At 50.6% G+C, this 19358-nt stretch carries 20 protein-coding genes; 10 read left to right on the top strand and 10 right to left on the bottom strand.

Features of this window, described 5'->3' with window-relative positions; all coding sequences use genetic code 11:
* Positions 1 to 50: 50 nt before the first annotated feature.
* The 3 genes from ACQ76X_RS14240 to ACQ76X_RS14250 form a co-directional block, all read right to left on the bottom strand.
* The gene (locus ACQ76X_RS14240; protein ID WP_438494664.1) at positions 51 to 2162 is read right to left on the bottom strand and encodes a peptidoglycan D,D-transpeptidase FtsI family protein; all 2112 of its coding nucleotides are present in this window, start codon (positions 2160 to 2162) and stop codon (positions 51 to 53) included.
* 225 nt (positions 2163 to 2387) lie between these two features.
* Positions 2388 to 3533 carry a transglutaminase domain-containing protein gene (locus ACQ76X_RS14245; RefSeq protein ID WP_438494666.1) on the bottom strand — a complete coding sequence of 382 codons (1146 nt, stop codon included), beginning with the start codon at positions 3531 to 3533 and terminating at the stop codon, positions 2388 to 2390.
* A 36-nt stretch (positions 3534 to 3569) separates the two neighbouring features.
* Complete coding sequence (locus ACQ76X_RS14250; protein WP_076112524.1) at positions 3570 to 4016, bottom strand: hypothetical protein; 447 nt, start codon at positions 4014 to 4016, stop codon at positions 3570 to 3572.
* 242 nt (positions 4017 to 4258) lie between these two features.
* Here ACQ76X_RS14250 and ACQ76X_RS14255 point away from each other — a divergent pair, with 242 nt between their 5' ends.
* Both ACQ76X_RS14255 and ACQ76X_RS14260 read left to right on the top strand, forming a co-directional pair.
* Complete coding sequence (locus ACQ76X_RS14255) at positions 4259 to 5431, top strand: MFS transporter (protein ID WP_438494668.1); 1173 nt, start codon at positions 4259 to 4261, stop codon at positions 5429 to 5431.
* Positions 5432 to 5719: 288 nt separating this feature from the next.
* A complete protein-coding gene (locus ACQ76X_RS14260; RefSeq protein ID WP_438494670.1) occupies positions 5720 to 6082 on the top strand; it encodes a DNA primase in 363 nt (120 codons plus the stop codon).
* Positions 6083 to 6159: 77 nt separating this feature from the next.
* On the opposite strand, the gene ACQ76X_RS14265 is transcribed toward ACQ76X_RS14260, so the two are convergent.
* Both ACQ76X_RS14265 and cyoE read right to left on the bottom strand, forming a co-directional pair.
* The gene (locus ACQ76X_RS14265; RefSeq protein WP_340896696.1) at positions 6160 to 6777 is read right to left on the bottom strand and encodes an SCO family protein; all 618 of its coding nucleotides are present in this window, start codon (positions 6775 to 6777) and stop codon (positions 6160 to 6162) included.
* A gap of 18 nt (positions 6778 to 6795) precedes the next feature.
* Complete coding sequence (gene cyoE, locus ACQ76X_RS14270; protein ID WP_038596177.1) at positions 6796 to 7728, bottom strand: heme o synthase; 933 nt, start codon at positions 7726 to 7728, stop codon at positions 6796 to 6798.
* Between the two features lie 258 nt (positions 7729 to 7986).
* Between cyoE and ACQ76X_RS14275 the strand changes: the two genes are divergently transcribed.
* Complete coding sequence (locus ACQ76X_RS14275) at positions 7987 to 8991, top strand: metal-dependent hydrolase (RefSeq protein WP_438494673.1); 1005 nt, start codon at positions 7987 to 7989, stop codon at positions 8989 to 8991.
* Between the two features lie 241 nt (positions 8992 to 9232).
* Positions 9233 to 9421, top strand: coding sequence for a hypothetical protein (locus ACQ76X_RS14280; protein ID WP_438494675.1), 189 nt, complete (start codon positions 9233 to 9235; stop codon positions 9419 to 9421).
* Here ACQ76X_RS14280 and trpS read toward each other — a convergent pair.
* Complete coding sequence (gene trpS, locus ACQ76X_RS14285; RefSeq protein WP_438494677.1) at positions 9418 to 10407, bottom strand: tryptophan--tRNA ligase; 990 nt, start codon at positions 10405 to 10407, stop codon at positions 9418 to 9420. The two genes, ACQ76X_RS14280 and trpS, sit on opposite strands and share 4 nt — an antisense overlap.
* 433 nt (positions 10408 to 10840) lie before the next feature.
* Between trpS and ACQ76X_RS14290 the strand changes: the two genes are divergently transcribed.
* Both ACQ76X_RS14290 and ACQ76X_RS14295 read left to right on the top strand, forming a co-directional pair.
* Entirely contained in the window at positions 10841 to 11809 is a 969-nt protein-coding gene (locus tag ACQ76X_RS14290; protein ID WP_438494679.1) for an aldose 1-epimerase, read from the top strand.
* Between the two features lie 107 nt (positions 11810 to 11916).
* Positions 11917 to 12150 (top strand): alpha/beta-type small acid-soluble spore protein, encoded by a 234-nt coding sequence (locus tag ACQ76X_RS14295; RefSeq protein ID WP_038596187.1) that lies wholly within the window; start codon positions 11917 to 11919, stop codon positions 12148 to 12150.
* A gap of 123 nt (positions 12151 to 12273) precedes the next feature.
* On the opposite strand, the gene ACQ76X_RS14300 is transcribed toward ACQ76X_RS14295, so the two are convergent.
* A complete protein-coding gene (locus tag ACQ76X_RS14300) occupies positions 12274 to 12681 on the bottom strand; it encodes an O-methyltransferase (protein ID WP_438494681.1) in 408 nt (135 codons plus the stop codon).
* 416 nt (positions 12682 to 13097) lie between these two features.
* Positions 13098 to 14888 (bottom strand): M3 family oligoendopeptidase, encoded by a 1791-nt coding sequence (locus ACQ76X_RS14305; protein WP_438494683.1) that lies wholly within the window; start codon positions 14886 to 14888, stop codon positions 13098 to 13100.
* Positions 14889 to 15096: 208 nt separating this feature from the next.
* On the opposite strand from ACQ76X_RS14305, the gene ACQ76X_RS14310 reads away from it, so the two are divergent.
* Together ACQ76X_RS14310 and ACQ76X_RS14315 are read left to right on the top strand one after the other, a co-directional pair.
* Positions 15097 to 15288 carry a YycC family protein gene (locus ACQ76X_RS14310; protein ID WP_438494685.1) on the top strand — a complete coding sequence of 64 codons (192 nt, stop codon included), beginning with the start codon at positions 15097 to 15099 and terminating at the stop codon, positions 15286 to 15288.
* A complete protein-coding gene (locus ACQ76X_RS14315) occupies positions 15285 to 15515 on the top strand; it encodes a hypothetical protein (RefSeq protein WP_038596195.1) in 231 nt (76 codons plus the stop codon). The genes ACQ76X_RS14310 and ACQ76X_RS14315 overlap by 4 nt, the downstream gene beginning before the upstream one ends.
* Positions 15516 to 15618: 103 nt before the next feature.
* Here ACQ76X_RS14315 and ACQ76X_RS14320 read toward each other — a convergent pair whose 3' ends face one another.
* Positions 15619 to 16326: a DUF2225 domain-containing protein gene (locus tag ACQ76X_RS14320; RefSeq protein WP_438494687.1), complete on the bottom strand. Its 708-nt coding sequence runs from the start codon at positions 16324 to 16326 to the stop codon at positions 15619 to 15621.
* Positions 16327 to 16357: 31 nt separating this feature from the next.
* Positions 16358 to 16741, bottom strand: coding sequence for a globin (locus ACQ76X_RS14325; protein ID WP_438494689.1), 384 nt, complete (start codon positions 16739 to 16741; stop codon positions 16358 to 16360).
* 423 nt (positions 16742 to 17164) lie between these two features.
* Between ACQ76X_RS14325 and ylbJ the strand changes: the two genes are divergently transcribed.
* Together ylbJ and ACQ76X_RS14335 are read left to right on the top strand one after the other, a co-directional pair.
* Positions 17165 to 18403, top strand: a complete 1239-nt coding sequence (ylbJ, locus tag ACQ76X_RS14330; RefSeq protein ID WP_438494691.1) for a sporulation integral membrane protein YlbJ — start codon at positions 17165 to 17167, stop codon at positions 18401 to 18403.
* A 127-nt stretch (positions 18404 to 18530) separates the two neighbouring features.
* Positions 18531 to 19334, top strand: coding sequence for an NAD kinase (locus tag ACQ76X_RS14335; RefSeq protein WP_438494693.1), 804 nt, complete (start codon positions 18531 to 18533; stop codon positions 19332 to 19334).
* Positions 19335 to 19358 lie beyond the last annotated feature (24 nt).

Below are 19358 nucleotides of genomic sequence, written 5' to 3' on the forward strand. Positions count from 1 at the left end.
TCATTTCAAGAGCTAATTATTTGGTCTCACGACTCGGCAGCATGGCCGCGTCAGTTGTTCGTCGTTCCGTCTGTTCCGCTTGCCGAGTCTGAGCCCTCTGCATTGGCATCGGTTTTCAGACTTTTCTTCGGCACTCCATCCAGTCCGTACTCATAGTCGTACGCGTCAAATATTTTTCGTGCAACCGGAGCGGCACTGCTGGAGCCGAACCCGCCCTCCGGAATAACAACCGCTACAGCAAGCTTGGGATTCTCGCGCGGGGCATAGGCAATAAATACCCCGTTATCGCGCAATTCCCCTTTACCCAGCTGCTGTGAGGTTCCCGTTTTGCGGGCAAAGTCATAAGGGAAGTCATTAAACGCAGTAACATCACTGTTCATGCCCTTTTTGATTTCGTTCCAGTAGGATTTATCAAAGGTTGTAACTTCATCCAGTACCTCGCGTTTGAACTGTTTAACCACGTTGCCCTTGGCATCGGTGATTTTGCTGACCAGCTGCGGCTTGATCCGTACTCCTTCATTCGCCAGTGTCGTTACGTATTGGGCGAGCTGCAGGACCGTATAGCGTCCTTGCTGTCCGAATGAAGCATAGACCAGCGCAGCCTGGGCACTGCCGGCAGCCTTGGTATCGGTATAGTTGATCTGTCCGAGATATTCATTGGGCAGTCCGCTTTTTGTAGATACACCGAGGCCGAATTCCTTCATATATTTATCCCAGACATTAATACCTTCACTATGATATTTCTCCCATAATTTCTTGCCAACCATGTCCACCATGAACGCATTGGAGGATTTCTCAATCGCTCTGGACGGGTCCATAGGGCCATACACGTGGCCGGAAGAATTTCGCACGGAGGATTTGTCATTTTTCCCGAAGTGGGCAATCCCTCTGTCTGTATAGATAGTCGAAGTAGTGAATAAGCCTTCATTCAGTCCTACAAGCACACTCAGAGGTTTAATGGTTGAACCGAGCAGCACCGTGGAGCCGAACTCATGACCCGACATCCCGGAGGAATACGGTGTAATGGTTCCGTTCTGGTAGTTGCCCATTATTTTCTTCCACACCTCGGTGTCCATTTTCTCGGCAGTCCACACGTTGGTGTCATAATCAGGCATGCTGGCCATCGCAACAATATTGCCGGTATCGACTTCCATAGCTACGGCATAGCCGGTCAATGCATTCGGGTGTGTCTTGCCTTGTACCGAATTCGAGTGCAGCCATCTGATTTGCTCTGTAATGGCCTGCTCGGTCTTGAGCTGAACGTTCTTGTTGATCGTCATCCAGACATCGTTACCCTTGACGGGGGGCACGACCGCCTCCACCTTCTCAGCCATATTCTGCGGACTCACCGAGATCACCTGATATCCGTTCTTGCCGCGCAGCTCCCGCTGATACTGCAGTTCCAGGCCATCGAATCCGACAAATTCATCGTCTTTATAAGTAAGGCCGGGGTCCGCATCCAACTGTTTCATCGCATTCTGAATATTCTTATAAATATTCAAGCTGTTGGATGACTTAAAGGGTTTGATATATCCGACAGTCTGTGCGGCTACAGATTCCTTGTCATAATGCCGGTTGCTTTCCTCCACAATCTCAAGTCCGGGATATTCGCTCTTGTGCTCCATAAAGTAGGCCACTTCCTGCGAAGTAAGACCGGCCTTGATGCGCCGCGCCATAAAACCCGAATATTTCCGGAAATACAGATCCAGGGAATCAATAATATCTTTTTCAGTCAGCTTCTCAGCATTCGGATCACCATAGGCGCTAAAGTCCTTAACCAGCTTGGCCGCAAGGGCATCTGATTGGGCCTGCGCCTCCGGCGTGAGCACGGTTTCTCCCGTCACCTTATCCGTAACCTTGGCCGTGTATTCTTTAGTAAGTGTAATATACAGCGACTGCACAGAAGTCGAGTAAGCGATGGGCTCCCCTCCCGCTGCACGAATGTTCCCTCTTATTGCGGCGAGCGGCACATTTTTGGTATCGCGGCTTGTCTCCACCTCAGTCAGAGTTGGCCCTTCGACGAACTGTAAAACGGCAAGACGGACAATGATTACACAAAAGATAACAAATGTGCTAAAAAAGAATACATTGATCCGTAGGCCAAGCGAACTTTTGCTGTTGCTTTCCTCTGGGGGTGAGGCCTGCTTACGGAAAAAACTCACAGTTTTTCACTCCTCTACATCTAAAATAAACCTTTGTACCTGCGCTGACTCCATGTAAGGCCAAAAGTTCCTTACAGGCGCTTGGTCCAGTCACGATTCCCAGTCACAGGCATCAAAAATTGCACGTGCGGCCAGTGTGCGCACGAGAGTGTTCATATTATCTTTCCTCAACATCGTTTCACATGCTGTATTGTATCATAGAATCAAGGCATTCCGCTTCCTTGCTCAAAGCATACTTTCTTTGACATGGGTTTTATCGAAATCCTTGGGATTAAACCAATCCCCGCTGACTGCCCAGGTGGAATCGAGTGGAATCCAGGCCTGCCGGTCCGTGATGTACACTTCATTCCAGGCATGGGGGCCGGATCCCCCTTGGCCGTCGTAGCCCTGACCGGTCACTACGCGCACTTGAAGCCCCTGGGAGCGGGCCATCACTGCATAAAGACGTGCATAATCAATACATACACCGATCCGGGTATCAAAGGTATCCTGCGGAGTCTGCTCCTTCCAAATCCGGTTCTGCTCATAATTCTCGGCTTTGGCATAATCATAAGAGATCCTGGAGCCGACCCAATCATACAGCAGTCTGGCCTTCTTCTCATCCTCGCCGGCTTGTCCCGCTATATCGGAGGCAGCACCCACGATGTCGGGTGAAATCTCATGGTCGAGCACTTCGTATTTCCGCCGGAGGATATCCGTCATCTCGGCGGCAACCGCCTTGGTCAGAACCGGCAACTTACTGCGCACATTCTCACCGGCAAGGGGTTCGAAGACCGCAGATGCGCTTTGCCGGTAGATTGGGGATGATTCCACATAACGGCTGAACGTGCTGTCCGGATTCAAGCCCACGCCGATGTACAAAGCAAAAACAAGCAACAGGGCGCGCACAAGGCCGGTAGCCAGACCGATGACAGCTCCGCTGAGACGGCTCACCTGAGTAATCTTCCTGTTTCCGGACCTGCCCGAAAGGCGCGGAAGGGAAATCGGAAGCAGCATAAACAGCAGGCCCAGCAGCAGGCGGATAAGACTGTAGGACAAGAGCAGCAGCAGCAAAAAACGCACAAGCGGCGAACCCGCCAGAACGGACACCGCCGTATAGTATAGCTGCTGCCACTGGCTTAATTGGATATCCGGAAGCTCAATTCCACCTGCCCAGGTCTGTACACGGGGCGAGAGGTAAAAGGCGGCCGGAATGGCCAGGGCCAATGCAGCTATGGCAAGCAGCCCGGTTCCGAGCAGCCCAAACAACCCTCCCGCTGAGCGGCCAAACCCCCGGCTCCAGCCCTGCAGCAGCGAGAAGAGCACTATCAGCAGAAGGAGGATAGTGATGATATTGGCATCACTAATACTGTCCATCCAGCTGTTCAGCATAGCCTCTCCTCCCTTTCTTTCGCATCAGCTTGTATTTTAATTACCGGCCCCATTCTTCCGGGCTTCATCAATAAAGGTTTTGGTAGTATCGTTAACACTCCACTTTCCAAGACTGACTCCGCGGAAAGTCACTTCCACTTTATCCTCACCAGCTGCACCCTTCACTTCAAGATTGGGTGTTGTGATCGTAAACGTACCGTCACCGCCTGAAGTATATTTTGCTTCTTTCGCTTCTTTCAGCATAACTTCCTGCGCTTCGCTCTTCAGGGTGCTGACCGTTCCATCCGCCACCTTATTCACAGCGTCTCCAATCTGATCCATTGTAACCCCGCTGTAAATGAACAGACCCGCAACGATAACAATAACAATCGCCCATTTCAGAACCGTCTTGACCAGATTAACAACGGCAAACAGCAGTACTAGCGCAATAACGATAACTAGCCAATTCTCTCTGATAAACTGTGACCATACTTCCGGATCCATCAATTTCCCAACACCCCTATCAAAAATTTCATCACACCAGGGAGCAAGTCCCCATTAATACTAATTATTATACATGAATGCCTCTTATAATTCATGATTACCCACCCGTTCAGGTGGAATCCCCCAATAAAATGGTATAAGCCCCCCTCGACTCACGTAAAGTACAAGTAGGCTTAACCATTCCCCATTAAAAAGCGCCACCCTGCGCCAGCGCAGAAACGGCCCTTTCGGAGGTGTATTCCGTGAAAACCGCACTGTGGCTGTATTTATTTCTTTTCCTGGCATTCTTTGATCTGCATGCCCAGTACCCCATTCTTACCCCCTTTGCTATCTCACTGGGGGCGGGACCGGCCTTCATCGGCTGGATGATGGGCATGTATTCCCTGACCCATCTTCCCGGCAACCTTCTGGCCGGGGTACTGGTTGACCGCAACGGCAGCCGCCGCTACATCGTCTTCAGCCTGACGGTTGCAGGCGCCATTCTGCTGCTTCAGGCCCACGCTCAGCTTCCCTGGCATCTGCTGCTGCTTCGGGCGGCCAGCGGCTTCGCCCTGGCATTTCTGTCTCCGGCCTGCATGACCCTGCTGGCTTCCCTCTCGTCAGATCCCATCACGCAGGGCAAGTATATGTCCGGCCATGGCATCATCCATACGCTGGCTTCGGTTGTATCGCCAGCTGCCGGAGCCTTTATCGTCCACCAGGCCGGGTATTCCGGCACCTTCAGCACCTTGGGCTGGCTGCTGATTGCCACTGGTGTGATGGCCTTCTTCAGTGTACCTAAGTTCTCCGGCAGTATGGCAGCCGCTAAAACCCTACAGCCGCTGCAAGAGCACCAGGTTCAATCTGAAAAACCACATTCATCCGTTACCAAGCGATATTATCTGCTGCCCTTTTTCGTCTCCTGCTCGCAGGGGGTACTGTTCTTTGAGCTTCCTTTGTCACAGGGGAGCAACGGGATCGTATCCACCGGGATTCTGCTTTCGCTTCTCAGCCTGGGGGCACTCTTGACGCTCAGCCTGTTTTTCCTGAACCGGCTCTCTCCGGTTGCAAGAATTGCTGTGGCACTGCTCGGCATGGCGCTGTGTTTCTTCGCACTTGCAGCATTCACCAGCATTCCCGCAGGGGTTGTCCTCTTCCTGCTGGGAGCAGCGAAAGGTATACTGTTTCCGGCGATGGCTTCGCTGTTCATCAGTCTCGGGGCAGGCGGCCATCTGGGCCGTACCTTCTCGCTGCAATCCATTGCGATGTCTCTCGGCGCTTTTGCCGGACCGGTGGCTGCAGGACAGCTAAGGGACTTCGTTTCTCCTTATTTCATTGCATTTGTCCTGCTCATGACCGCACTTCTGCTATTACCTCCAAGAGATACCGGGAAAAGCGCGGCCTACCGTGCGGACTTGAACAGCCATGCCGCTTGAGCCGGCAAAAAAGGAGCTGCAGTTCCCCTCGTTTATCTATTGAAGATAATGATCAGTCCGGCAGAATTAAATCTGCCAGTCAACCCCGCAATCACCCGGCCTCTCTTTGAGCCGGGTGATTGTTGCTTTTTACGACATTTCCCGGGGAATGAACACATTTTGTCCCTCAGCTGTTAAAAATGACGAAGCTTAGGTAATATACTTAATAAGCATATGACCGTGTTCATTAACATGCTTAAGATCACAAATCCCGTCATTACCACTTATTATCCGGGGGGGCGACAGATTATGTCCATTATCATCATTGTCGAAGGCAAAAACGACCGCAGCAGATTGCGGCGACTGCTGGCGCCGGAGGTCGACATCCTGTGCACCTTCGGTACGTTGAATACACTCAAGCTGGAATCGCTGCGGCGTAAAATCGGAGACGGAGAAGTTTATCTATATATGGACAACGACAGCTCGGGTAAGAAAATCCGCGGAATTCTGCGCGATGCTTTTCCAGACGCGGTCCATATTTATACCCGAAAAGGCTATGCGGGAGTAGAAGGTACTCCCGATGAATACAATCTCACCCAGCTTGAAAAAGCGGGGTTGGAGGAGTACATCATCTATCCGCAGCCGCAGCCATTCCCGTTCCTGGAACCATAGCGGCAGCAAAAAACGCCTTGTTCACCCTTCGCATGTAACCGGAGGATGAAGCAAGGCGTTTTAATGTTCAAAACATTTTAATTGGGCGCCAGCTTCTTCAAAGCACCGGCAAGGAATTCAGGTGTCACATTTTCTGTATCTCCCGCATCATATAGTCCGCGCAACCGGTTCTCCGGGTCTACAAGACCTATAAGATTAGCGTGGGCAAAGTTATCCTTGTCATTCCCATAAATAAGCACTTTAAACGAATCGGCAGCCAACTGCCGCACCTGCTCCTGATCTCCGCGCAGAAAATACCAACCGTTATAATCGGCGTGGAACCGGTCTGCGAACGTCTTGATGGCCTCGCGTGTATCATTCTTGGGATCAAATGAGATGGAGACAAATTCCACATCCTTGCCGAAGCTGCCGTCCTTGACCAGCAAATCCTGGGTCTGTGACAGCATATAGGTAGTGATGGGGCATACATCCGGACATTCCGTAAAGAAGAAATAAACCAACCGCGCTTTCCCCTGCGTATCCGCAAGTGTTACTTGCTTGCCATCCACATTTTCAAGAGAGAAGTCCTGTACCTCCCCGATGACCGGCAGCTGCTTTTTCCCTAAATCCAAGGATTGAATCACTAAGTAAAGGGCCATTCCCAAAGCCAGGGCCAACAGCAGCCAGGTCCATTTGTAACGTTTCAAGGTATGCACAGGTGTACTCTCCCCCTCTTAAACGTGAGTCGTATTCAGCACAAGCACGATCAGACTGACGGTCAGGTAATTAATGGAGAAGAAGAAGTTCTTCTTCGCCCAGGCATCGTCATCCTTTGCCTTGAAGCCCGTCAATGTCAAGTACAGCCAGGCAACGGACAACGCGGCAGAAATAACAAGGTAGAATATCCCTGCATAATCATAAACGTACATCAGAACCGGAATAGGCAGCAGCAATGCCACATAGGGAATCATCTGGAACTTGGTGCGGCGTGTTCCCTTAACGACTGGAAGCAGCGGAAATCCCGCAGCTCTGTACTCTTCCTTGCGGCGGATGCCCAGAGCCCAGAAATGGGGCGGCTGCCACAGAAACAGCATTGCGAACAGCAGCCAGGCACCGAGATCCACATTACCTGTAACTGCAACATATCCGATAACCGGAGGCATGGCTCCCGAGATTGCACCTACAGAAGTACTCCAAGTAGATGTTCTTTTCAGCCAAAGGGTGTAAACTACTACGTAAACGAACATGCCGAGTATGCCGAACAGCCCGCTGAGCACACCGGAGAATGCAAACAGCACAGCAAGACCGGCAATGCCAAGCCCGATGGCATAGAGCAGAACCGTATTCGGCTTGAGTCGGCCCGTAGGCAGTCCGCGTTCACGGGTTCGTTCCATCTTCATATCCAGGTCGCGGTCAAAATAATTATTAAATACACAGGCCGAAGCCATGACTAGCATTGTACCGAGCAAGGTCAGAATCAATCGGCCGTATTGCACGTCCCAGCCCGAAGCCACCCAGTATCCTGCAAAAGCAGCGATAAGATTGGAGCGGATAATGCCGGGTTTCGTCACTGTAATAAAGTCACGCCAGCTTGCACCTTCCTTGGGTGATTTGGCAGACATGGCTGCGGAATCGGAAGAAGCTTGATATCTCAATTGATTGTCCACGTTTGGTGTTCCTCCTTCTAAGGGACTTCTAACGTTCCGCCGGAGTCAAGAACCATTTTATCGTTCTTAATTAAGAATTTTTACCACTCCGCTGTTAACTTTATCATATCAAACCGGGAAAGACTTTGACAATCATTGACCAAGATGTTCATCAATTTGACAATTACGTGAAAATATTTATTTCCTCCTCCCTAAATAACTGGACGCAAAATTGGGTAGTTATTAATAGAGAACTTCCGTACAAAGGAGATCTGACCAATGGATACTGCTACACATTTTGTTATGGGCCTGGGACTGGCCGGCCTTTCCTTCGTTGATCCCGCCGTCGCCTCCCATGGAACACTAGCCGGGGCTGTCATGGTTGCCACTGTACTGGCCTCGCAAGCACCGGATGCCGATACTGCATTGCGTCTCAAGGACAATGCGCTTTATATCCGCAATCACCGGGGAATCACCCATTCCCTGCCATTCCTGCTGCTGTGGCCGGCTTTGATCACACTGGTGATCGGACCGCTATTCGGATTTACCGATGTACATTCTCTAAGCCATATTGCTCTGTGGAGCTTCATCGGCGTAGCCGTTCATGTATTCTCCGATTTGTTCAACACGTATGGGACACAGGCCGCGCGTCCGTTCACAGAGAAATGGATTGCCTGGAATATTATCCACATTTTTGATCCGTTTATATTCGGCAGCCATGCCGCGGCAATTATTCTCTGGGTCAGCGGGATGATTCCACCGGCACCTTTGTTTATCACCCTGTATGCCAGTATCGTGATTTATTATATTTGGCGGACCCTCGTGCATGCCCGGATTACGCGCAATATCAAGAACAAAGATATGCATCATAATCCCGGCGACCGTTATTATGTCATCCCCACGATCTCGCCATCGCGCTGGAATGTGGTCAAAGCCAAACCGGACGGCAGCTATAACGTCGGATTGCTGAGCGGTGGGCGGCTGGAATGGTTCAAACATGCGGTGTGCTCCACCCACCCCGCTGTAGAACATTCCAAATCCCATCCGGACATTCAGGCATTTCTTTATTTCACCTCATATGCTGTAGCCGAGGTCGAGGAACTGCCCTCCGGTTATATTGTACGCTGGGGCGATGTGCGTTATTTACACCGCAAGCAATTCCCTTTCGTAGCGGTGCTTGTAATGGATAACCAATATCATCCGCTTAACACCTATGTAGGCTGGCTCAGCAGCGAGAAACTGGATGAACGGTTCGCCATTGATCCGGGCTCCGCAAAGCTGTAGTCCATAGCAGAAGGCGTCCGGTTCCCGGACGCCTTCTTTGCTCTGGCATGAATTACCGCTCTTGACGCCTGCCGCAACATAAGGCACAATCACCATAAAGCGTTTTCAATGAATTTTAGATGTTTATTAAGCATCATTTATTACTGCATATTATATAGTTCCTTATATTACAAAAAATCCGCAGCACATAAGCGCTGCGGGATCATTCACTTACTATTATTAGAAAGGAAGGCTGGCAATTATGGGTAAAGGTCTGTCGCTTTGGTTCGCATGTTCTTCGATTCTAATGCTAACAGCTGCTTCTATCTCCATCAGCTTTAACATCTGGCTTGCGCTCCTGCTTGGCGTTCTCTGTGTCCTGAACATCGGCTGGGGGTTTATTGTCAAAGCCAGACTGAGACGCAAAGCGGAGGCAAGGCAGGCCTCTTAACGTAACGGGAGGAAGCCCATCCGTTCCTTAACGGCGGCAAGGTTCTGCGCCGCCACGATGCGGGCGCGTTCCGCGCCTTCGGCAAGAATATCACCAAGCGTGCCGGAGCTGCGGATTTCATAATATTTCTGCTGAAGCGGCTCTAGCGTAGCCACCAGCACTTCACCAAGCTCCTTTTTGAATCCTCCATACATTTGGCCTTCATAACGGTCGGCAATCTGCTGCAGGCTCATTCCCGAGCACTCGGCATAAATGCTCATCAGATTGCTGATCTCAGGCTTGTTTGCGGGATCATACACCACTTCACGGCCGGAGTCGGTCGTAGCACGGCTGATTTTTTTGCGGATCACATCCGGCGGATCAAGCAGTGCGATATAGCTGCCCGCGTTTGGATTGCTTTTGCTCATTTTTTTGCTGGCGTCGTCCAGCGACATAATGCGTGCGCCCACTTCAGGAATATACGGCTCCGGAACCGTGAAGAATTCACCAAACCGGTGATTGAAACGTCCGGCCAGATCTCTCGTCAATTCCAAATGCTGCTTCTGATCCTCACCAACCGGTACGAGATCGGCATTGTAAATGAGGATATCGGCAGCCATCAGCGATGGATAGACGAAGAGGCCTGAGCCCACAGAATCCTTCCCGGAAGACTTATCCTTGAACTGGGTCATCCGCTCCAGCTCACCCATTGCAGTCAGCGTAGTCATGATCCAGCCCAGCTCGGCATGCTGTGGTACATGGGACTGCATATAGACATTTGAGATTGCCGGATCAATGCCTGCAGCAAGATAAAGTGCCGCTACCGATTCTGAATTTTCCCGCAGTGCCGCAGGCTCCTGAGTAACAGTAATGGCATGAAGATCCACTACCATGAAAAAGCACTCATACTCTTTTTGCAGTTTTACGAAATTTTTGATCGCTCCGATATAGTTCCCGAGTGTCAGTGAACCACTGGGCTGAATGCCCGACAATACTTTTTTAGCCATCGAATTACCCTCCATAAAATGTAATTTCCACTTTCGAAGAACACAAAAAGGCCCCACATCCGCAAGGGACGTGAGACCGTGGTACCACCCTTATTCGCTGCTTGAGGGGTCCATAGAGGACATCGGCAAACAGCCTTTGCTTCCGGTAACGGGGAAGTGCCGGCCGGTCTACTGAGGCTCTCCAGCCCGTTCAAGCGCGGCGCTCAAGGGTCCATTCATACGGAAGTGTCCCGCCGGTTCACATCAGCCACCGGCTTTCTGAAGGTGCAGTTCCCGCCTACTTGTCCCTGTCATCGCATTGTCATCGTTCATTAATGCATTCATCATAGAGCGATACTGAGAAGATGTCAAATCCGTTAACCACAAAAACATAAATCTGTTATGATAAGGTTATTCGCATTCTTTCAGATTAAGTTAAAGGAGCATATCTCTCATGAAACAGGTGACCAAAGGGCAGTGGGGCGGCTATGATACCTATATTTTGCATAGTCGCGAACTTGAACTCACGCTTTTACCGCGACTGGGGAACAACATTATCTCCTTGTGGGACCGTAAGGAGAATCGGGAAATCCTGCGCCGGCCTGATGAAAGCGACATATCTTTTTATCTGCAGAAGCCTTACCATTTCGGCATCCCGCTCTTAGTACCACCCGGACGAATCCGCAAGGGTCAATTTAAATTTGAGGGCACAAGCTACCAGTTTGATCAGAATACGGACGGGGACAATCATATTCATGGACTGCACCGGACGCAAAGCTGGTGTGTCAGCGATATTGAAGAGGACGAAGAAGGCTGTGCGGTGACGACGGAATTCAATACCGGCGACGACGCTAACTGGATGAGGCAATTTCCTGTTCCTCTGAGATTCGAAATGACGTTCCGGCTTCAGGATGCCCGCGTTCAGCAAACGCTCAAGGTCACTCACTTAGGAGACACAGTCACTCCATTCGGGATTGGCTATCACACCTGGTTCATGATTGACGGTGAGCCCGGCCGCTGGAAACTGAATTTGCCCGTAGAAAGCATTTATGAACTGAACAACGAGCTCCTGCCCAGCGGCAGCCTGCTGCCACTCGGTGATTTGGAAGCCTTGAACCAAGGAATGAATCTTCAAGGTACTAATTTGGATACTGTGCTAAGGATCGGAAAAGAACAGCCCGCGGAAGCCTTGCTGCTCCGTGATGACGGATATGGGCTTCGCTATACTGCAGACAAAGATTACTTCCGTCATTGGGTGGTATATACGAAAGGGCCTGCAGAGCAGTTTCTGTGCATCGAACCCTACACATGGCTGCCGGATGCTCCGAATATTCCAAAGAACCCTTCCTTTACAGGACTCATTACCTTGCAGCCCGGTCAGACGCTTGCGCTTTCCAGCATGCTCGAAATACTCTATCCTTAACTTCTTAATTTCATATAATTACCATCCTTAAATTCTTTCAAAATCGTGCATGAATTCATCTCCTCGCGCTCATACTATCTTCACAACGGGCGAAGGAGGTGACACACATGGGTCAAGCAGGTCAACAAGGTCGTAGCAGCCGTAGTAATAACCTGGTCGTGCCTCAAGCGAATGCAGCGCTGCAGCAGTTGAAATATGAAGCAGCACAAGAGCTTGGAGTAACGATTCCACAAGACGGTTATTATGGTAACTACACTTCCCGCGAAACCGGTTCTTTGGGAGGATACATCACCAAACGTCTGGTACAACTGGCAGAGCAACAACTGTCCGGTCGTTCGTAGTCGCCTTATCATTAAGTGATTTATCCGGTAGGGCTAACGCCTGAAACGGAGTAGCTTCTCAGCCCGTCTGCGCTTCTCGTCGAAGCGCAGGCGGGCTTTTAGCTTGTGTAGCTATGTATAATTTCAGCCGTAATTTTGATCAGAATTGTCAGCAGAATTACGGGGATAGCGGATCATCAGGTTGGCCATATTGTAATTGGACTCCAGGATCGCATCTACAACCACCATCCCCTGGCGGATGGCGAACTCATAGCTGATCTCACCATGCGTCCAGCGCCGTTTGTATTTCAGACTCTCCAGCGCCATAAGCCGGAAGGAGGATAACTGGCCTGAGTTCAACCCCTCCTGCTCATCCTTAAATACACCACTTCGTCCAGACAGCGGATTATGGCGGATCCCAAACTTACCGATGACATTATTTCTGATTTGCACAAAAACCGTGCCGGAAGACAGTCCAGACAATTCCTCTTGCAGCTCCTTGAATACCAAATCCATCTGTCTTGCCAGCGATAGCTCTTCTGTCCTGAGCATATTGTACCTCCTAAAAGTTTTGTGAGCATTGCTTCTTGAAGTTCTATTCTTCGTACAAAACTTGCTTCATAAGCTTCCGCTTCGTTTTGTGAGAGCACTGCTTCTTGATTATTCTTCGTACAAACCACCTTCGTATTTCTTTCCTAGCAGGCCTTATATAAGGCTTTAGGCTCATTATAGGGCAGTACTTTACAAGGTACAACATTATTCAACATAATTGGGTTAAAATCCCTATATGTGCGCAATCTTTATTAAAAATCCAATAAATTCCACTATAAACCGATCGCTTTCGACACTATACCGCGCAAAAAAAAGCCCCGATAAAGGGGCTTTTGCGTATTCACACCAGTTCTAAGCGAATCGATTTCCATTCGACAAAAAATTCTTGTCTTAGTTTTGTCATATTCTCGGTCAGATTAGTTTGTCATTGCAAGAAATTCGTTGATATCCGCTACAATCAGATCTACGGCTCCCTGCCAGAAATCCGGCTCCGCAAGGTCTACTCCTAGATGTTTGGAGACCAGATCCTCCAGTGTCATTACCCCTGTATCCCGCAGCAAATTATCATATTTGTCAGCGAATGAAGGCCCTTGCTCCAGCGCAAGCCGGTACAATCCCGTGCTGAACATATATCCTACGGTGTAAGGGAAGTTGTAGAACGGCACATCCGTAATGTAGAAATGCAGCTTCGAGGCCCAGAAATGCGGGTGATACTCTGACAACACACCGCAGAAGGCTTCTTTCTGAGCTTCCTCCATCAGTGCCGACAACTCTTCCGCGTTCACAAGACCTTCCTTGCGTTTTTCATAAAAGCGGGTTTCGAACAAGAACCGGGCGTGGATGTTCATAAAAAAGGCTACACTGTTCTGAATTTTCGCCTCAAGCAGCGCCAGCTTCTCCTCCGGATCAGCAGCCGCCTTCACCTGTGCATCGGATACAATGACTTCTGCAAAGGTAGAGGCGGTCTCTGCTACATTCATCGCATAATTCTGGTTGAACAGCGGCTGGTCGTCCAGCAGGAAAGAGTGGTAGGCGTGTCCAAGCTCATGCGCCAATGTCGACACATTGGAGGGCGTGCCGCTGTATGTCATAAATATGCGGGATTCCTTGCTCTCCGGGAAGGAGACGCAGAATCCGCCGGGACGTTTAGCCGGACGATCTTCGACCTCGATCCAGTTATTGTCGAATGCATGCTCAGCGAAATCCGCCAGCTTCGGACTAAATTTGCGGAATTGCGTAACAATGTCTTTTGCTGCCTGATCATAAGGGATTTTGCCGGAGGATTTGCCGACAGGCGCTTCTACATCCACCCAGGCGAGTGCGTCCATACCCAGCAGTTTGGCTTTGCGCTGGAGGTAGGAGACAAGCGCCGGTTTGCTCTTGGTAATGACGTCCCACATCACGTCCAATGTTGTGTGCGACATGCGGTTGATGCCAAGCGGCTCCTTCAGCACATCCTCCCAGCCCCGGCCTTTGTACAACTTCAGCCGGAATCCCGCCAGATGATTCAGGGTATCCGCGCAATAATCCGCGGCACCGCCCCAGGCATCCTCCCATTTGCGGAACATGGCCTCCCGTACTTTCGGATCTTCATCAGCCAGCTTATTGAAGGCCTGTCCGGCAGACAACTGTTTGGTTCCTCCCTCATCCTCATACGGGATTTGAATGGAGCCGACAATCGTTTCGTAATGCTCGCTCCAGCCATGATATCCGTCAACGGCGAGCTCAAGCGCCAGACTTTCCAGCTCCGGGCTCATCTTCTCGCGGGCTAGGTCACGGCTTTCGCTTAGTACGAAAGCAAGCGGAGCAATTTCCGGCCGGGCCATCCACTCCGTCCATACCGCATCCGACGTTTGACGCAGCACATTGTCAAATTGCGAACTGACGCCTTCGAATCCGGCGCGCAAACCGGTCACTTTGGAGGATAACCGGACAGCACCCTTGTCCTGCTGATTCTGGGCACCCAGGCAGCCGGCAAATTCCGACGCCTGGATCAGACGTCCGGAGCAGCTCTGCAGCAATTCGATCACAGAATCCAGGGATTTGGTTGATTCGGAATCAGCCGGGGATAAGGAAGCGGCAACCTGCTGCCGCAAGGTCTCAATATCCGCTTCAAGCTGCTTCAAGAATTCTTCAAACTGCGGAGAGGATGAACCACCCGGAAAAATAGACTCCAGCTCCCATGTCAGTGATAATGGTTGTTTCATGTCTTCCCACCATTCCTTTGCTCTGAATTGGTTTTCTTTGTATTTGGCCTGAAGCCATGGTAAAGTGAATTACGATAACCCCAAGCCTCTGCTTTCGAGGCCAAATAGTCATATTTATTCTAATGGGTACCGCCATATGCTTCTGAGGCAGCTTTGTACGAAATGACTCTAAGCAGCTATGCTCATTAAACTTTAGGAGGGCATCAACATGAAGCCACTGCAAATTTCACCGGAAACGGCTATAACTTTATCCAAACAGCTCGGCGTTCCCCTGGAACACTTGATGCATATGCCTCAACATATCCTGCTGGAAAAGATCGCTGAATTATCGAAGAAGCAAAGCGCTGAGACCGATGGTAAGGCTGCAGAGACGCCGCCAGCTGAGAAGGAAGAGCAATGATCCCATTCAGCCATACCTGGCCTTATGACATTATTCTTGGAGATCTGTACGTGCAGTACTGCCCGTTCTGCAACTCGGAGAATGTGCTTCTCCCCATGAAACCGAAGGAACTGCAAATCGTGCGCGACGGCAAAAAGAAACTGCTTGTCTTTCCATGCTGCAGCACTAGCCCGACAGTCATCGACAACGATGGGGACTATCTGCTGTTCGACCGCGCGGTCCGCTGACCGCCTATGGTCTCCCATTCCCTCAATCAGGCACACCTGCATAGCGCAAAAGTGAGTTTATCGCTTTTGCGCTTTTTGCCGTTCATGGAGCTGCAGAAAAGCATCAGATTCCCGCAGACAATGCGTCCGGGTCAATATCTTCTCCACGCATTTGTTCGCGCAGCAGGGCCCACTGTTCGCGCGCAGCCCGGATCATCGCGGCATCGGTGATTCTCTGGTCGTTGATCAGACGTGAGAACCATTTCACCGCACTGTGGAACTCCCCTATACGGCGGTTCAGCTCACCAATCAGATACATCAGCCGGGCGTCATTTCCACCCATCCCGTCATTCTCGAATACCTTTACATATTCATCCAGCGAATAACGCAAAAAGCGCTGCTCCTGTGCTGTATCCCCCTGGTAACGGTACATCCAGGCAATATGATGCAGGAGGCTGGCAATAATCCGGTCTTTATCCTTGATGCTTTGAGCGCAAATCAGGGCAAGCTTGTACGATTCCAGTGCGAGCTCCCAGCTGCGCTTCTCCCCGAAATCACGGGTTTTCCAACGGGTCCCCACCTGCTCATTAAAGGCTTTGCGCTGCCAGTCGACCAGCTTGTCGGCAGAGTTCTCTGTAGAGGCAAAACCGCATTTCGGACAGACGCGCACAACATAATAATCCGGATTTTCCTCCTTGTAATAGGAGCAGAAATCCGCATCCCGGCGTATTGCTCTTTTGAGGCTCGGACGTACCCGTGAGGTTGAGAATTCCTGTTCACAGTTGCAGCATATAACCTTAATCGAGTACAAAGGTATTAATAAGTCTGGCAAATGCCCTCATCCTTTCGCGATCAACTGCTCCTTACTCCTGGGGCATGTTAACAAAATGGTGTGCAGGTCCTGCAAGCCGGCTGAGCACAAATGAACACAGCGGTTCCTGAACACCGGTATCCTCCAGTGCTTCCTTCATACACCTAAGCCACTGCTCGGCATGTGCCGGCGTGATAGGAATATGCATATGCCTAGCTCTCATCATCGGATGGCCATGCAGCTCGGAGTAAAGCGGCGGTCCGCCGAAAAACTGACTGAGGAATTGATATTGCTTCTCCAGAACCGGAGTAATATCAGCAGGGAATAACGGGCTCAGCTGCGGATGAAGCTGCACCTTTGCATAGAATACTTCAACCAGACGGTGAAGCCCCTCTGCGCCCCCCAGATTGTCGAATAAGCTGTCATTTGAATTCATTGGAGGTTACCAGCTTTCTTTCATTTTAATTGAAGCGTCTGTTTTATTATACCAAAAAAAGCACTGCACGGTTAAACAATGACTTTAGTCTCATGTCATCCTGTCGAACGCAAAAAAAAGACGCTAAACCCGGTGTTTAGCGTCACATCATATTTAATAGGTCCGAAATTCCTCATCACCAGGAGGGACGAGAGAGATCCGGATAACATATACAAAAGCACAAACGAGAACTCCGGCAACTACGCTCATCACCATCACTCCATCCCTAATTATTACTCTAAAAAAGGTGTGCATTGATTAATTTAATAATATCATAATTCAAGCAAAAATGCATCGCGTCTTGTAACCGCTTTCTGCATTTTTTTTGTGCTGTTTGTCCTTCTTTTGGCATACATCTAACCATAGAACTTGGAGGCGTTGACTATGATCTTGAAGAAGATTGCCGGCCCCCTGCTAGGCCTCATCTTTGCCGGCTGCATCCTGCTGATGCTGGCTCATCCGGCAAGCGCTCTGGCTGCAGCGCTGCGCGGGCTGGCCATCTGGTGGGACGTGCTGTTCCCCTCGTTGTTTCCGTTCTTTGTCATTTCCGAAATCATGCTCGGCCTCGGCATAGTTCATCTCTTCGGTGCGCTGCTGGACCCATTGATGCGGCCGCTGTTCAATATTCCCGGCAGCGGCGGATTTGTAGCGGCCATGGGATATGTATCAGGATATCCAGTTGGTGCCAAATTAACCGCAAAGCTGCGGGAACAGGGCCTGGTCAATAGGGTGGAAGGGGAGCGCCTCGTTGCGTTCACCACCTCCTCCGATCCTATTTTTCTGCTGGGTGCCGTATCGGTCGGTTTTTTTCATGATGCTTCCTTAGGACTAGTCCTGGCGCTTGCCCATTACGGAGGGGGCTTGATCGTAGGGCTGCTGATGTCCTTCCATGGACGGAAAGAACATACATTATCCGCTAAAAATCAGGCTCTCCCTAGTGGACAAAAATTCGGGCGGCTGCGCATGGCACTGAGCTCCATGGCCGAGGCGCGGCGCAAAGACGGGCGGAGCTTCGGCGAGTTGCTTATGGGCGCTGTGCAATCTTCGCTGCTGCTTATTATTGTCGTAGGAGGGCTGGTTGTATTCTTCACCGTGCTGATGGAGCTGCTGGCCCGCGCCGGCATCATGTCGACTCTATTTGGACTGACAGACCGTATCCTCTCTCTGGCGGGCTTCCCGCCTGAATTGTCGGCCGCTCTGGTCAGCGGCCTGTTCGAGGTTACACTCGGCGCCCGTTCAGCCGGTGAGGCGGGTGCTTCAATTCCGCTGCACTTCAAAGCAGCTGCAGCTGCTTTTATTCTCTCCTGGGGCGGATTATCCGTACATGCCCAGGTGGCAAGCATCCTGAATGGCACAGGACTGCGTTATCTCCCCTTCATGCTTGCCAGGCTGGTTCACGCCTTTCTGTCAGCGGGCTTGCTGCTGCTGCTCTGGAAGCCCGTCATAAGCTCCGGGTTGTCAGAGCATTGGAATTCATTGCCTGCCGCTTCCGGACTTGCTTCTCCCGCCTCTGCTTTCGTCTCCAGTCTAAGTCTGCTTGGCTTGCTGCTGGGTGGGGCTTTGCTGCTGTCGCTGCTTATAATGCTATCCGGCATAGCAGCGCGCACATGGCGACGGCATTAATCCTGAAGTGGAATACTGAACAATATACGCAAGGAGGACAGTCTTTTCATCGCACTTATATTGTGTTCCGGGTCAAGATTGATTATGATCGGTGTATGACTGAATCATACAAAGGAGCCTGTACATCTTGAGATATTATGTTCTGGACCGCGGAGACGAATTGTCCATTAAACTTGCGGAGCAATTTCACAAGCTGGCGGCGGAGCGAAACCTGGAGCTGGATGCCGAATCTCCTGAAATCGTCATTTCCATTGGCGGTGACGGAACTATGCTGCACGCTTTTCATACTTTTATCGATCAGATTCCCAATATGGCTTTTGTAGGTGTGCATACCGGACATTTGGGCTTCTACGCGGATTGGAAAGCCGAAGAGCTTCCGACACTGATCGACTATATGTGCGGAGTGGGCGACTCTATGCCCCATAAACCGCGTATCGTGCAGTATCCGCTGCTAGAACTGGAAATTCATAAAAAATCAGGTTCAACCTCGCATATTGCCCTGAATGAGTTCACCCTTAAAGGTGTTGACGGAACGGTCGTCATCCAGGTTGACATTAATGACGTTACCTTCGAGATGTTCCGCGGCGATGGCTTATGCCTTTCCACGCCATCGGGCAGCACCGCCTACAACAAAAGCCTTGGAGGCGCTATGGTGCATCCGTCGATTGAAGCGCTGCAAATTGCCGAAATTGCATCGATCAACAATCGTGTGTTCCGTACGATGGGTTCGCCGTTGCTGCTGCCCAAGCATCATCACTGCGACATCTTTTCCCGCAAAGACCAGCGCCTGCTGCTGACGATTGACCATAACAATATTCCAGTGGATGACCTGGTCTCCGTCCGTTGCCAGGTATCCGACAAAAAAATCAGCTTTGCCAGATACCGTCCGTTTCCTTTCTGGAACCGTGTCCGTGAAGCTTTTCTGGTCTAGGGAGCTGGTCCTAATTTCATAGGT

Source organism: Paenibacillus sp. IHBB 3054, assembly GCF_051594305.1.
Classification (GTDB): domain Bacteria; phylum Bacillota; class Bacilli; order Paenibacillales; family Paenibacillaceae; genus Paenibacillus_AQ.

Bases quoted from the DNA above. Each gene is read 5' to 3' on its own strand.
- ACQ76X_RS14300 (WP_438494681.1), bottom strand. From the start codon at position 12,681: ATGCTCAGGACAGAAGAGCTATCGCTGGCAAGACAGATGGATTTGGTA.
- ACQ76X_RS14280 (WP_438494675.1), top strand. From the start codon at position 9,233: ATGGGTAAAGGTCTGTCGCTTTGGTTCGCATGTTCTTCGATTCTAATG.
- ACQ76X_RS14250 (WP_076112524.1), bottom strand. From the start codon at position 4,016: ATGGATCCGGAAGTATGGTCACAGTTTATCAGAGAGAATTGGCTAGTT.
- ACQ76X_RS14295 (WP_038596187.1), top strand. From the start codon at position 11,917: ATGGGTCAAGCAGGTCAACAAGGTCGTAGCAGCCGTAGTAATAACCTG.
- trpS (WP_438494677.1), bottom strand. From the start codon at position 10,407: ATGGCTAAAAAAGTATTGTCGGGCATTCAGCCCAGTGGTTCACTGACA.
- ACQ76X_RS14325 (WP_438494689.1), bottom strand. From the start codon at position 16,741: ATGAATTCAAATGACAGCTTATTCGACAATCTGGGGGGCGCAGAGGGG.
- ACQ76X_RS14315 (WP_038596195.1), top strand. From the start codon at position 15,285: ATGATCCCATTCAGCCATACCTGGCCTTATGACATTATTCTTGGAGAT.
- ACQ76X_RS14245 (WP_438494666.1), bottom strand. From the start codon at position 3,533: ATGCTGAACAGCTGGATGGACAGTATTAGTGATGCCAATATCATCACT.
- ACQ76X_RS14275 (WP_438494673.1), top strand. From the start codon at position 7,987: ATGGATACTGCTACACATTTTGTTATGGGCCTGGGACTGGCCGGCCTT.
- ylbJ (WP_438494691.1), top strand. From the start codon at position 17,165: ATGATCTTGAAGAAGATTGCCGGCCCCCTGCTAGGCCTCATCTTTGCC.
- ACQ76X_RS14260 (WP_438494670.1), top strand. From the start codon at position 5,720: ATGTCCATTATCATCATTGTCGAAGGCAAAAACGACCGCAGCAGATTG.
- ACQ76X_RS14310 (WP_438494685.1), top strand. From the start codon at position 15,097: ATGAAGCCACTGCAAATTTCACCGGAAACGGCTATAACTTTATCCAAA.
- ACQ76X_RS14290 (WP_438494679.1), top strand. From the start codon at position 10,841: ATGAAACAGGTGACCAAAGGGCAGTGGGGCGGCTATGATACCTATATT.
- ACQ76X_RS14305 (WP_438494683.1), bottom strand. From the start codon at position 14,888: ATGAAACAACCATTATCACTGACATGGGAGCTGGAGTCTATTTTTCCG.